This is a genomic window from Pseudomonas sp. NBRC 111127, assembly GCF_001320345.1.
Taxonomy (GTDB): Bacteria; Pseudomonadota; Gammaproteobacteria; order Pseudomonadales; family Pseudomonadaceae; genus Aquipseudomonas; species Aquipseudomonas juntendi.
This window is the reverse complement of record NZ_BCBD01000155.1, coordinates 1-12,951: the sequence shown is the minus strand read 5'-3', so window position 1 is coordinate 12,951 and position 12,951 is coordinate 1. Positions and strand designations below refer to the sequence as shown.

At 63.3% G+C, this 12,951-nt stretch carries 14 protein-coding genes; 11 read left to right on the top strand and 3 right to left on the bottom strand.

Features of this window, described 5'->3' with window-relative positions:
* Positions 1 to 38: 38 nt before the first annotated feature.
* A complete protein-coding gene (locus APH30_RS22105; RefSeq protein WP_029886178.1) occupies positions 39 to 275 on the bottom strand; it encodes a YdcH family protein in 237 nt (78 codons plus the stop codon).
* Positions 276 to 527: 252 nt separating this feature from the next.
* On the opposite strand from APH30_RS22105, the gene APH30_RS22100 reads away from it, so the two are divergent.
* The 4 genes from APH30_RS22100 (at position 528) to APH30_RS22085 (ending at position 4,636) form a co-directional block, all read left to right on the top strand.
* Positions 528 to 2,165 (top strand): phosphoethanolamine transferase, encoded by a 1,638-nt coding sequence (locus tag APH30_RS22100; protein WP_029886177.1) that lies wholly within the window; start codon positions 528 to 530, stop codon positions 2,163 to 2,165.
* Between the two features lie 112 nt (positions 2,166 to 2,277).
* Positions 2,278 to 3,411, top strand: coding sequence for a ribonuclease D (rnd, locus tag APH30_RS22095; protein WP_054913777.1), 1,134 nt, complete (start codon positions 2,278 to 2,280; stop codon positions 3,409 to 3,411).
* Positions 3,408 to 3,701 carry a YcgL domain-containing protein gene (locus APH30_RS22090; RefSeq protein WP_009686808.1) on the top strand — a complete coding sequence of 98 codons (294 nt, stop codon included), beginning with the start codon at positions 3,408 to 3,410 and terminating at the stop codon, positions 3,699 to 3,701. Before rnd ends, APH30_RS22090 begins: the two co-directional genes overlap by 4 nt.
* A 2-nt stretch (positions 3,702 to 3,703) precedes the next feature.
* Positions 3,704 to 4,636, top strand: a complete 933-nt coding sequence (locus APH30_RS22085) for a D-2-hydroxyacid dehydrogenase (RefSeq protein ID WP_054913776.1) — start codon at positions 3,704 to 3,706, stop codon at positions 4,634 to 4,636.
* Positions 4,637 to 4,740: 104 nt separating this feature from the next.
* Here APH30_RS22085 and APH30_RS22080 read toward each other — a convergent pair whose 3' ends face one another.
* The gene (locus tag APH30_RS22080; protein WP_009686805.1) at positions 4,741 to 5,334 is read right to left on the bottom strand and encodes a nitroreductase family protein; all 594 of its coding nucleotides are present in this window, start codon (positions 5,332 to 5,334) and stop codon (positions 4,741 to 4,743) included.
* 143 nt (positions 5,335 to 5,477) lie between these two features.
* On the opposite strand from APH30_RS22080, the gene APH30_RS22075 reads away from it, so the two are divergent.
* Together APH30_RS22075 and APH30_RS22070 are read left to right on the top strand one after the other, a co-directional pair.
* Positions 5,478 to 5,927 (top strand): YcgN family cysteine cluster protein, encoded by a 450-nt coding sequence (locus APH30_RS22075; RefSeq protein ID WP_009686804.1) that lies wholly within the window; start codon positions 5,478 to 5,480, stop codon positions 5,925 to 5,927.
* Positions 5,928 to 5,967: 40 nt separating this feature from the next.
* A complete protein-coding gene (locus APH30_RS22070) occupies positions 5,968 to 7,176 on the top strand; it encodes a hypothetical protein (protein WP_054913775.1) in 1,209 nt (402 codons plus the stop codon).
* Between the two features lie 120 nt (positions 7,177 to 7,296).
* On the opposite strand, the gene APH30_RS22065 is transcribed toward APH30_RS22070, so the two are convergent.
* Positions 7,297 to 7,635, bottom strand: a complete 339-nt coding sequence (locus APH30_RS22065; protein ID WP_009686802.1) for a YgaP-like transmembrane domain — start codon at positions 7,633 to 7,635, stop codon at positions 7,297 to 7,299.
* A 325-nt stretch (positions 7,636 to 7,960) separates the two neighbouring features.
* Here APH30_RS22065 and APH30_RS22060 point away from each other — a divergent pair, with 325 nt between their 5' ends.
* The 5 genes from APH30_RS22060 to APH30_RS22040 form a co-directional block, all read left to right on the top strand.
* Positions 7,961 to 8,677: a GntR family transcriptional regulator gene (locus tag APH30_RS22060; protein ID WP_054913774.1), complete on the top strand. Its 717-nt coding sequence runs from the start codon at positions 7,961 to 7,963 to the stop codon at positions 8,675 to 8,677.
* Positions 8,678 to 8,738: 61 nt separating this feature from the next.
* Positions 8,739 to 10,058: an FAD-binding oxidoreductase gene (locus APH30_RS22055; protein ID WP_054913773.1), complete on the top strand. Its 1,320-nt coding sequence runs from the start codon at positions 8,739 to 8,741 to the stop codon at positions 10,056 to 10,058.
* 182 nt (positions 10,059 to 10,240) lie between these two features.
* A complete protein-coding gene (locus APH30_RS22050) occupies positions 10,241 to 11,569 on the top strand; it encodes an MFS transporter (protein ID WP_054913772.1) in 1,329 nt (442 codons plus the stop codon).
* Positions 11,570 to 11,641: 72 nt separating this feature from the next.
* Positions 11,642 to 12,535: a dihydrodipicolinate synthase family protein gene (locus tag APH30_RS22045; protein WP_054913771.1), complete on the top strand. Its 894-nt coding sequence runs from the start codon at positions 11,642 to 11,644 to the stop codon at positions 12,533 to 12,535.
* Between the two features lie 14 nt (positions 12,536 to 12,549).
* Positions 12,550 to 12,951 (top strand): aldehyde dehydrogenase family protein (locus APH30_RS22040; protein WP_156326602.1); only part of this gene is annotated, 402 nt, incomplete at its 3' end.

The following is a 12,951-nucleotide window of genomic DNA, read 5'->3' as shown; positions in this document are numbered from 1 at the left end:
CCGGCGATAGGGCCGGTGAATTCAAAGAAAATGCCCGGTCAGGATTTGGGCGGATGAATGATCCGTTCGATCTTGTCCTTGATCAGCAACCGCTCCTTGCGCAGGCGGTTGACGGCGTCGTCGTTGGTGCCGTTGCCTTCGGCGGCCACCACCTCCTTGTCCTTGGCGTTGTATTCCTTGTGCAGTGCATGCAGCGCCTGGTCGTTGTCCATCAGTGCCTGGAACTTCTCAGCGGTAATGTGCAGGTCAGCGAGCAGATCATGCGGAACTGGCATTTCTTCACCTCTGTCAGGTTTGTCGATTGGGTCCTGACCACTGAGGATAGCCGTCTTTGCGCAAGCCGTTCACGGGCTGCAGGCTGAACGGCAGCTGAAGAAAACGGCATTAACGGGCAAAAGCCTCGCCATCACTAAATTGTTACCGACTTTTTCACAAAAAATTGATGGTGCGCTTTCTAGAGTTCGCCCAACTTTCCCACAGTGCCGTCGGACCGTGGGGTTGATAACCACTCTTGATTGCGAACACTGATGCTCAATTTCAAATCCCTGCGGACTGAATGGGTCACGCTGCTGGCCAGCCTGTACCTGCTGATCGGCTTCAACATGTTCCTTTGGGAGCATCTGCAAGCGGTCGTGCCCCCCGGCCTGTCGGGGTTGTGGCTGATTCTGGCGTTCGCCGTGCTGATGCTGTTCGCGTTCAACCTGGTACTCACTTTATTTGCCTTCCGTTATGTGTTGAAGCCGTTACTTGTGGTCTTGTTCATCAGTGGCGCCGGCGTGGCTTACTTCATGAACCAGTACGGCGTACTTATCGATGCGGGCATGTTCCGCAACATGGCCGAAACCAATGTGGCGGAAGTGCGCGACCTGATGTCGTTCAAGTTTGCCGCTTACATCCTGCTGCTGGGGGTGTTGCCTTCGGTGCTGGTGTGCAAGGCGCAGATCGCCTACCGCCGCTGGCACCGCGAACTGCTTGGCAAGCTGCTGGTGAGTGGTGCCTGCGTGGTGGCGCTGGGTTCGGTGGCGCTGGTCAACTACCAAGGGCTATCGTCGCTGTTTCGCAACCACCACGAACTGCGCCTGATGCTGACCCCAAGCAATATCGTGGGCGCCTCCATTGGTTATGTCGGCGAACGGGTTGGTACCGCAGCGCGGCCGTTCCAGCCTTACGGCGAAGATGCCAAGCGTGATGTGGCCTGGCAGAAACATGAGCGCAAATCGCTGACCGTGCTGGTGGTCGGGGAAAGTGCCCGGGCAGACCACTTCGGTGTCTTGGGCTATGGCCGCGATACCACGCCGAACCTGGCCAAGGAACAGGGCCTGCTGGCGTTCTCCGACGTGCATTCGTGCGGCACGGAAACGGCGGTTTCGGTACCGTGCATGTTCTCTGGCATGCAGCGCAAGGACTACGACGCCAGTGTCGCCAAGAACCGCGAAGGGCTGCTGGACATCCTCCAGCGTGCCGGCCTTGCCGTGCAGTGGCGGGACAACCAGTCGGGTTGCAAGGGCACTTGCGATCGCGTGCAGTTCATCGATGTCAGCAACCTCAAGGACCCGCAACTGTGCGCCGGCGGTGAATGCCATGATCAGATCCTGCTGCAAGGCCTGGATGCGCTGATCGACAACCTCGACAAGGACACCGTGCTGGTGCTGCACCAGATGGGCAGCCATGGCCCCGAGTACTTCAAGCGCTACCCCGAAGGCGGCGAGCGTTTCAGCCCGGTGTGCCAGAGCAACGCCCTGAACCAGTGCAGCGAACAGCAAATCATCAACGGCTACGACAACACCCTGGCCTACACCGACAAGGTCCTGGCCTCGTTGATCGACACTCTGCGCAGCAAGCAGGACAAGGTGGACACGGCGATGATCTACCTGTCCGACCATGGCGAGTCGCTGGGTGAGTACAACCTGTTCCTGCACGGCACACCGTACGCCATCGCCCCCGAGCAGCAGAAGCACGTTCCGCTGCTGACGTGGTTCTCCGACAGCTACAAGGAGGACTTCGGCCTCGATACCGACTGCCTGGCCAAGCTCAGCGACGCCCCGCTGTCGCAAGACAACCTGTTCCACTCGATGCTTGGCCTGCTGCAGGTACACACCGAGGTCTACCAACGGTCGCTGGACATGTTCGCCAGTTGCCGCCCGTGGCTGACGGCCAAGCGCTGACGCCTACACCCTGCGTGCAAACGCACCATTGATCGATATCAAGGATGGCCCGGGTTTCACCAGCAGTGCCCGCGCCGTATATACTGCGCGCCAATGTTAGTGGGAGAGCCTTGTGGCCATCGAAATTCACTGGATATGTGACGACCAGAGCCTGGCTGAACACTGCCGCGACTGGCAGCAACTGCCGTTTGTCGCCGTCGATACCGAGTTCATGCGGGTCGACACCTTTTACCCGAAGGCCGGGCTGATCCAGATTGGCGACGGCCAACGGGCCTTCCTGATCGACCCGCTGCTGATCGGCAACTGGCAACCCCTGGCCGACCTGCTGGAAAACAGCGGTGTGGTCAAGGTGCTGCATGCCTGCAGCGAAGACCTCGAAGTGCTGTTGCGCCTGACCGGCAAGTTGCCACAACCGTTGTTCGACACCCAGCTGGCCGCCGGTTACCTGAACCTTGGCTTTTCCATGGGCTACTCGCGCCTGGTGCAGGAAGTGCTGGGCATCGACCTGCCCAAGGGCGAAACCCGCTCCGACTGGCTGCAGCGCCCATTGTCGGACACCCAGGTCAGCTACGCGGCCGAAGATGCCGTGCACCTGGCCGAGCTGTTCGCCGTGCTGCGCCCGCGCCTGAGCGACGACAAGTATGCCTGGGTGCTGGAGGATGGCGCCGAGCTGGTCGCCGCCTTGCGCCGCGAAGTCGAGCCAGCCACCTTGTACCGCGACGTCAAGCTGGCCTGGAAGCTGGCGCCCCAGCAGTTGGCCGTGCTGCGTGAGCTGTGCGCCTGGCGCGAGCGTACTGCCCGCAGCCGCGATGTACCCCGCAACCGCGTGCTCAAGGAGCACTCGCTGTGGCCCATTGCCAAGAACCAGCCGAGCAACCTGTCGGCACTGGCCAAGGTCGAAGAGATGCACCCGCGCACCATTCGTCAGGACGGTGAGTTTCTCATCCAGCTGATCAAGCGCGCCGCCAGCCTGCCTGCCGAGCAGTGGCCAGCGCCCTTGCCCGAACCGCTGCCGATCGAAGCCAGCGGCATCCTCAAGCAGCTGCGCGCCATCGGCCAGGCCGAAGGCGAGCGCCTGGGCATTGCCCCTGAGCTGATGCTGCGTAAAAAAGCCCTGGAGGCACTGCTCAAGAGCGGTTACCCCAATGGCCCTTATCAATTGCCCGATTCGCTGCGCGGCTGGCGCCGTGAGCGCATGGGCCAGGCCCTGCTGGACAGCCTTGCAGGCGCCGGAGAGACCCGATGAAACGCATTTGCTCCATCTACAAGAGCCCCCGCAAGAACGAAATGTACCTGTACGTGCTCAAGGCTGACGGCCTTGAGCGCGTGCCAGAAGGCCTGCTGCCGTTCTTCGGCACCCCCGTGCATGCCTTCGACCTGGTGCTCAGCCCGGAACGCAAGCTGGCCCGCGAAGACATCACCAAGGTGTTGGAGAACCTCGACAACCAGGGCTACCACCTGCAGATGCCACCGCCGGATGACGAGTACATCGAGCACCTGCCCGAAGAGCTACTGCGCCGCAACGACCCGGCCTGAACATGCGCGTACTGATTGCCGAGCATGACCATGCCCGCTACGCCGAGCTTTTGCGCGCAGCCGCGCCTGAACTGGAAATCCTGACCAGTGGCGACTCGGCCGAACTGGCCCGCCAGGCGCCGCGTTGCCCGGTGTGGCTGGGCCAGCCCGACCTGCTGGCGAGCTTGCTGCGCCAGGGCCACCAACCGCGCTGGCTGCAGTCGACCTGGGCCGGCATCACACCGTTGCTGGCCGACGGCTTGCCGCGTGACTATCGCCTGACCCGAGCGGTGGGCATTTTCGGCCAGGTAATGGCCGAGTACATGCTCACCTACATGCTTGGCCATGAGCGCGAGGTGCTGTCGCGCCTGGTCAGCCAGGTCGAGCGGCGCTGGGACGACCGCCCGGGGCGCACGCTGGAAGGGCGCAGGGTGCTGATCGTGGGCACCGGCGACATCGGCCAGCGCGTGGCCGAGTTCCTGCAGCCGTTTGGCGTGGTGCTGTACGGCGTTGCCAGCAACGCCCGCGAGCAGGCACCGTTCGTCGAAGTGGCGGCGCTGGCCGACCTGCCGCGCATGGTTGGCCAGGTCGACTACGTGCTCAACCTGCTGCCGGATACCCCGGCTACCCACGACTTGTACAACGCTGCACTGTTCAAGTGCTTCCAGCCCACGGCGCTGTTCATCAATGCCGGGCGGGGTGCGGCGGTGGTCGATGCCGACCTGGTAGCGGCGTTGAAGGAGGGGCATCTGGCCGGGGCGGTGATCGATGTGTGCCGCCAGGAGCCGTTGCCCAGGCAGCACCCGTTCTGGACGGCCTGGGGCTTGCTGCTGACCGGGCACAGCTCGGCGCCCACCTCGCCGGCGGCGATGGTGCGGTTGTTTGTCGAGAATATGCGGGCGTATGAAGCCGGGCAGGGGTTGCGCGGTGAAGTGGACTTCGCCAGGGGCTATTGACTGCTTTGGCCTGTGCCGGCCTGTTCGCGGGTGAACCCGCTCCTACAATGGGTGGCGTAGGAGCGGGTTTACCCGCGAATAGGCCAGTACTGCCAACCCAAAACTTACAGGCTGAAATCCCCCTCAGCCGCCAGCTCGCTCAGCGGTTTGCGCGGGCTGGGCACTTCACGCGCCTGCAGCGCTTCGTCCAGGCTGGCCTTGTCGCCGAGCTTGCCGATCGCCACCATGGCATGCAGCTCGTAGCCTTCAGGGATCTTCAGCTCCTGACGCGCCAGCGCCTGGTCGAAACCGGCCATGCCGTGGGTATGCCAACCACTGATGCTGGCCTGCAGGGCCAGGTGGCCCCAGGCGGAGCCGGTGTCGAAGGTGTGCCACAGTGCCGGTTTTTCTTCGGTGGCACCCGGGGCGGCGAAAGTGGTCTTGGACATCACCAGCACCAGCGCCGACGCCTGTTGCGCCCAGCTACGGTTGAACGGTACCAGCAGGCTCAGGTAGCGCTCCCAGTTCGGGGTGTCACGGCGGGCATACAAGAAGCGCCAAGGCTGCGAGTTGTACGCCGACGGTGCCCAGCGGGCAGCTTCGAGGAAACTCAGCAGGGTCTCTTCGCTGATCGGTTCGGCGGTGAAGGCGCGGGGCGACCAGCGGTTGATGAACTGCTCGTTGATGGCGTAATCGGCAACGCGGGGGTTGGCGCTCATGGCGGCTCCTGCAAACGGACGGAAAACGCGCACGCTACTGCTTCGCGTAGCGACTGACAAGCGGCCTGGCTTTGCTCAAGGCCAGGCTCTAGACTGGCGCCGCTGCGCGCCGCGACCACAAGATGAATGCAGGTAACCGTGTAATGATCGCTGACAACGCGCCGTTCTGGCGGCGCAAGACCCTCGAACAACTCAATGCCCAGGAGTGGGAGTCGCTGTGCGACGGGTGCGGCCTGTGCTGCCTGCAAAAGCTCGAGGACGAGGACGACAACAGCGTCTATTACACGCGTATCGCGTGCAAGCTGCTGGACCTGCAAACCTGCCAGTGCAGCGACTACCCCAACCGCTTCGCCCAGGTGCCGGATTGTATCCAGCTCACCCCGGGCAAGGCCGACCAGTTCACCTGGCTGCCCAGTACCTGTGGTTACCGCCTGGTCAGCGAGGGCAAGGACTTGCCCGCCTGGCACCACCTGGTCTGTGGCGACCGCCAACAGGTCCATGAACAGCGCATTTCCCAGGCGGGGCGTATGCTCAGGGAGCAGGATGTGCACGAAGACGATTGGGAAGACCACCTGATTTTCCGCGCCAGCTGAGCAGCGCGGCCCGCCGCCACGGGGAACAAGGAGTTTCTGTATGCGTTGCCAGCTGTTGTTGCTGTTGGGCCTGATGGCCAGTGCGCCCGCCTGGGCGAAAAAGGTCAATCTCGATTACGAAGTGCGCCTGTTGCCTGCCAGCGGCCAGGCAGAAGTTCGCCTGACCCTGGCGGACGGCAGCGCGGTGCGCAGCCTTGACTTCGACCTGGGCAAGGCCGGGGCCTACAGCGGCTTCCAGGCCGATGGCCAATGGCAACTGAACGGTCAGCGGGGGGTATGGCAGCCTGCGGCCGGCAAGACCAGCCTAAGCTACCGGGTGCTGCTGGACCAGAAGCTTGCCAGTGGCGCGTTTTCGTCGCGTATCACCCCGCACTGGGCGCTGTTCCTGGGCGACCAGTTGGTGCCGCCTGCGCGCCTCGACCAGCAGGATGGAACAGAGCTGGTGGCGCGCCTGGCCTTCGACCTGCCAGCGGGCTGGAAGAGCATCGAAACGCCCTGGCCGCGCGTCGGCCAGGACAAGTTCCGCATCGACAATGTATCGCGCCTGTTCGACCGCCCTACTGGCTGGATGCTCGCCGGTGACCTGGGCAGCCGCCGCGCCCGTCTGGGCGATACCGACGTGACCGTGGCCGCGCCGGTGGGGCAGGGCATGCGGCGTATGGACAGCCTGACCTTGCTCACCTTCGTCTGGCCGCAACTGCAGGCAGTGTTCCCGCGCAACCCGCCGAAGCTGTTGCTGGTGGGCGCGCGTGACGGGATGTGGCGTGGAGCGATGGCGGCGCAGGGATCGGTGTACCTGCACAGTGGCAGGCCGATGGTCAGCGAGAACGGCAGCAGCCCGTTATTGCGTGAGGTGGTGCAGTTGTTTGCCCAGATCCGCGCCCGTGATGGCAATGACTGGTTGGTGGAAAGCTTGACCGATTACTACGCCAGCGAGTTGCTGCGCCGCTCTGGCGGGGTGAGCGACGACCGCTACCAGGCCTGGCAGGCGCGCCTGAGCAAGCAGGGCGCGAAGGTGACCCGGCTGCGTGCCGAACAGGCCACCCCGGCGCAGGTCGCCCGTGGGGTGATGCTGCTGCAGGCGCTGGACAAGGAAATCCGCATCCATACCCAGGCCAAGCGTTCGCTGGATGATGTGGTGCGCGGGTTGATGCGCTTGCCGAGCGTAAGTACCGAAGAGTTCGTGCAGATCAGCGAGAATGTGCTGGGGCGGCGGTCTGAGGTGTTGCAGAGCAAGGCTTTGCGCTAGAAATTCCTATTGCCTGTGCCGGCCTCTTCGCGGGCTTGCCCGCTCCTACAAGTTAAGGCATGCGCAACACCTGTGGGAGCGGGCAAGCCCGCGAAGAGGCCGACACAGGCAATGCAGGAATCAACCGCCAGCCAACGGATCCTTCCCGGTCACCGTCACCCCGCGCGTCGCCGCCTCGGCGCTGGCCTTCAACGCCTCCAGGTCCGCCGCGCTACGCTCGATATCCGACCGCAAGCGCTGATACTCCTGCCGGTGCCGCTGCCACCAGGCCTTGGTGGCGCAGTGCCCGCTGACCCCACGCGCCACGGCCAGGCCGCCCACCGCCATCTGCAGCAAGCCAACCAGGCCGCCACGGCGCAGCCCTTTGCTGAACATCAGCGCACCACCGGCCAGCGAGCTGGCACGTTCCAGGCCATGAACATTGTGCTGCGACGACGCAGCGGAATGGCTATCGAGCATGGCAAACCCTCCTTGTGGAATGTAAGCAGCTGACCTGCACGGCAACGCCAGCGTTCAGTTGCATCGCTCGGCGGCGAGCCCTGGGTGGGGTTGAAACGGTGAAAAGCAGCGGGCTGTGTCGTATATGGCGAATACCCTGTCCGGTTTGGCAATGCAGCTTCAAGGGTGTTTAATCACCGCTTTCGAAACCGCTGGAGGCCTTGAAAACAAAGGCTCAGACAGATTCAGCCGTTTATCTGAAATGCTGTAGACACATTGTCTAACAGTGCCCTATAGTCGTTATACAAATAGTAGACACAGCGCCATGACCACAAAGAAGGCCGCCATGAAAGCCACCGTTCAACCCCTCGAAGCGCAAGTGCCACCGGACCGCAAGGCGGTGTTGGCCGAGGCGCTGCGCCGCCGGATCCTGAGCATGGAACTGGCCCCGGGGGCGGTAGTGGACGAACTGGCCCTGTGCGACGAATTCGGCCTGTCGCGCCCACCCGTGCGTGAACTGCTGCGCCAGATCGCCGCCGAGGGCTACATCGAACTGGAAGCCAACCGCGCACCGCGGGTGGCGGCCATGAACCACGAGTCGCTGCACAGTTTTTTCGTTGCCGCACCGCTGATCTACATCGCCACCACGCAGTTGGCCGCCACCTATGCCAGTGCCGATGAAATCGACGCGCTCAAGGCCATCCAGGCCCAGTTCCGCCAGGCGATCGAAGACCGTGATGTGGAAAACCGCGTGCTCTACAACGACGCCTTCCACCTGGAAATCGGCAAGATGGCGCACAACGACTACCTGCTGCCGAGCCTGCGTCGCTTGCTGATCGACCACACCCGGCTGGGCAAGATCTTCTATCGCCACCCGACCACCGATGACATGCAACGTGACCTGGAAACCGCTTGCGCGCAGCACGACCAGATGATCGATGCGATCGAGCGCCGTGACCCGCAAACGGCTGGGCAACTGGTGCGTGAGCACTTCGAGCTGTCGCGCCGGCGCATGGCTGAATACGCCGCACCACAAGGGCTGGATGTACCCATACAGATATGAATGACCCGGTCAGGCCGGCACTGGCTGACCGCTCGACGACAACAAGCACCAGGTTAGTCCAATGACAAGAATAAGTTCGTTACCTGCCGATGATGCCACCTGTGGCTGGTATCACCTGAGCCAGCCCCGCACGCCAAGGCCGGCCCACAGCGGCAACACCCTGGCCCGCTGGGTGATCGTCGGCGCCGGTTTCACCGGCCTGGCTGCTGCGCGCCAACTGGCAACGAACTTTCCGCATGACGAAGTGGTGTTGGTCGAAGCCCAGGAGGTCGGCTTCGGCACCTCCGGGCGTAACGCCGGTTTTGCCATCGACCTGCCGCACGACATCGGGGCCGAGGACTACATTGGCGACATCGATATCGCCAAAACCGTGCTCAAGCTCAACCTGGGCGGGCAGTCGTACCTCAAGGAGCTGATCGAGCGCTACGCCATCGAGTGCCAGTTCCGCCACTGCGGCAAGTACCAGGCGGCCGTCGAGGACCGCGGTATTGCCGTGCTGGACGCCTACCGCCGCGGCCTGGACAAGCTGGGCCAGCCTTACGAGGTGATCGAGGGCCGTGACCTGCCCGGGCACATTGGCACGCATTTCTACCGCAAGGGCCTGTTCACCCCGGGCACTGCCTTGCTGCAACCCTCGGCCCTGGTCAAGGGCCTGGCCGACAGCTTGCCGAGCAATGTTTCGCTGTACGAGCACACGCCCATCACCGATGTGGAGTATGGCGACAAGGTGGTGCTGCGCCACGCCAAGGGCTCGATCACAGCCGACAAGCTGGTGCTGACCACCAATGCCTTCGGCATGAGTTTCGGCTTCCTCAAGGGCCGCATGCTGCCGGTGTTCACCTACGGCAGCATCACCCGCCCACTGACCGCTGAAGAGCAGGCGCGGCTGGGGGGCAACCCCTACTGGGGCGTGATCCCTGCCGACCCGTTCGGCACCACCATGCGCCGTACCGTCGACAACCGCCTGCTGATCCGCAACAGCTTCAGCTACAACCCCGACGGGCGCAGCAACCGCAAGTTCCTGCAGCGCTTTGCCGAGCGCCACCGTGAATCGTTCGCCCGGCGCTTTCCAATGTTGCCCGGGGTGGACTTCGAGTACACCTGGGGCGGTGCCCTGGCGCTGTCGCGCAACCACATGGGGTTTTTCGGCAAGTTGGCGCCCAATGTAGTCGGCGCACTGTGCTGCAACGGCCTCGGCGTTACCCGTGGCACGGTCACCGGCAAGTTGCTGGCTGACTGGCTGGCGGGCGACAAGAACGAACTTATCGAGTTTTTGCTAAATGCCCCCGGGCCTTCCGCGAACCCGCCGCAACCCCTGGTTTCGTTGGGTTTGAACGCCAACTTGATGTGGGGGCAGTTCCGCGCTGGCAAAGAAAGCTGATCGCTGACAGGCATCAGGCATAGCACAGACAGGTCGGCATCCAGTTAGCCGGCACGGGCTCACTCGGCCCGAAATTGACCACCGGTGGTTATTACCGGGTCCCCGGGGCTGAACAGTCTTTTCAGTTTCGCGGGCGCGTTCGCCTTGAAAACACGTAGTAAGCAGAAATGGTAGGAACAATAATGACAAGTCCGAATGTTTCGATTGAAGAAGTACCGATCAACAACTTTCACCAGTTGCTGACTTTGCGTTCCGGCGGCGGCTCGTTCGTTGACGGCTATGTACTGAGCATCATTGGCGTGGCCATGGTGCAGATGTCTGCAGGCTTGAGCCTGAGCAGTTTCTGGCAAGGCATGATTGCCGCATCGGCGCTGATCGGCATTTTCTTCGGTGGCTTCTTCGGCGGCTGGCTCACCGACCACTTTGGCCGCAAAAGGGTGTTCTTCGTCGGCCCGACCCTGTTCATCCTGGCCTCGCTGGCGCAGTTCTGGGTGGAGTCGGCCCTGGCGTTGTTCCTGCTGCGGTTTGCCATCGGCATTGCCGTGGGCATTGAATACCCGGTGGCCACCTCGTTGCTGGTGGAGTTCCTGCCGAAGAAAAACCGCGGGCCGCGCCTGGCCACTCTGACCGTGCTGTGGTTCGCCGGTGCGGCCACCGCCTACATGGTCGGTGAGGCCATTCTGCGCCACGGCGGTGAAGACGCCTGGCGGCTGGTGCTGGCCAGTGCCGCGGTGATCGGCGCACTGCTGTTTGCCCTGCGCCTGGGTACCCCGGAATCGCCACGCTGGCTGATCAGCAAGGGCCGTTCGGCCGAAGCCGAGCAGGTGATCAAGCGTGTGTACGGCCCTGGCTTCTCGCTGAACAACCTGCCGGAAGAGCCCAAGACCCGCAAGCTGTCGTTCCTCAGCCTGCTGCACTCCGGTTACGGCAAGCGCATGTTGTTCGTCAGCCTGTTCTGGACGTGCTCGGTGATCCCGGTGTTCGCCGTGTATGCCTTCGCGCCCAAGGTGCTGGGCGCACTGAACCTGAAAGGGGACTGGGCCGCCATTGGTTCGGTGGCGATCACCTGCCTGTTCGTGGTCGGCTGCATTATCGGTACCCGCCTGCTGAATACCATTGGCCGGCGCACCACGCTGCTGCACAGCTTCTTCTGGTCGGGGCTGGCGCTGCTCGGCCTCGGCGCCTTCAGCAACGCCAGCGAGATGCTCATCCTGGCGCTGTTCGGTGCCTATGCGCTGTTCATCGGCGGCGCCCAGGTGCTGCAACTGGTCTACCCCAACGAACTGTTCCCCACCGAGATCCGCGCAGGCGCGGTGGGCGTGGGCACCTCGCTGTCGCGCGTTGGCGCCGCGATCGGCACCTGGCTGGTGCCCATCGCCCTGGACAGCTATGGCATCGGCGCGACCATGTACGCCGCTGCAGCGGTGACATTCATCGGCCTGGCGATTTCCGTCGCGCTGGCCCCGGAAACCCGCTCGCTCAACCTGCAACAAGCGGCTTCGCTGAGCTGAATGCGCATGACCCGCCGCAGCCACGTGTGCTGCGGCCTTCAAAACACTGAGCAACGCACTGGAGAATCTACCGTGAAATTCGAAGGCATCTACACCCCGGCAATCACCCCGCTGGCTGCGGACGGCTCGATCGACAAAGCGGCGTTCGCCGAGGTCCTCGAATACCTGGTCGAAGCGAAGATCCACGGCGTCATCATTGGTGGCTCCACCGGTGAGTACTACGCCCACACCGCCCAGGAGCGTGTCGAGTTGGCCGCCCAGGCCAAGGACGTGCTCAACGGCCGCCTGCCGCTGATCGTTGGCACCGGTGGCATCCGCACCGAAGACGCCGTGGCCTTCGCCCAGCATGCCAAGGAAATCAAGGCCGATGCGCTGCTGGTCGGTACCCCGCCGTATGCGCTGCCGACCCAGCAGGAAATCGCCATGCACGTCAAAGCCGTGGACGCTGCCGCCGGCCTGCCGATCATGCTCTACAACTACCCAGGCCGCATGAGCGTGAGCATGGGCGAGGCGTTTTTCGACGCCGTGGCCGACGTGAAGAACATCGTCGCCATCAAGGAAAGCTCCGGCGACATGGCCCAGCTGCACCGCCTGGCCATCCAGCGCCCGAACATCCAGTTGTCGTGCGGCTGGGACGACCAGGCCCTGGAATTCTTTGCCTGGGGCGCCAAGAGCTGGGTCTGCGCCGGCTCCAACTTCATCCCGCGCGAGCACGTTGCCCTGTACGAGGCCTGCGTGATCGAAAAGAACTTCGACAAAGGCCGCAAGATCATGAGCGCCATGATGCCGCTGATGGACTTCCTCGAAGGTGGCAAGTTCGTCCAGGCGATCAAGCACGGCGTCGCCCTCAACGGCCTGAAGACCGGTGGTGTGCGCAAGCCGCTGTACGACCTGGATGACGCCGAGAAGGCCGAACTTCAGCGTGTGGTCACCGAACTCAAGGCCACCATTGCCCAGATCAAATAAGGAGGCTGGAAAAAATGGCTGAATTGCTGAGCAAGGAACAATACGCGGCCATCGCCGCCGACCTGCAACTGCGCACCCAGGCGTTCATCGACGGTGAGTTCCGCGATGCAATCTCTGGCCGCACCTTCGTCACCACCAACCCGGCCACCGGCAAGCAGCTGGCCGAAGTCGCCGCCTGCGACGTCAACGACGTGAACGTCGCCGTGGCGGCGGCCAAGCGGGTGTTCGAGGCAGGCACCTGGTCGAAGATGCAGCCGAACGACCGCAAGCACGTGCTGCAGAAATTCGCCCAGTTGCTGGAAGACAACGCCCACGAACTGGCAGTGCTGGAAGCGCTGGACAGCGGCAAGCCGGTCAGTGAATGCCAGACCGTCGACGTGCCGGAGACCATCCACACTATCCGCTGGCACGCCGAG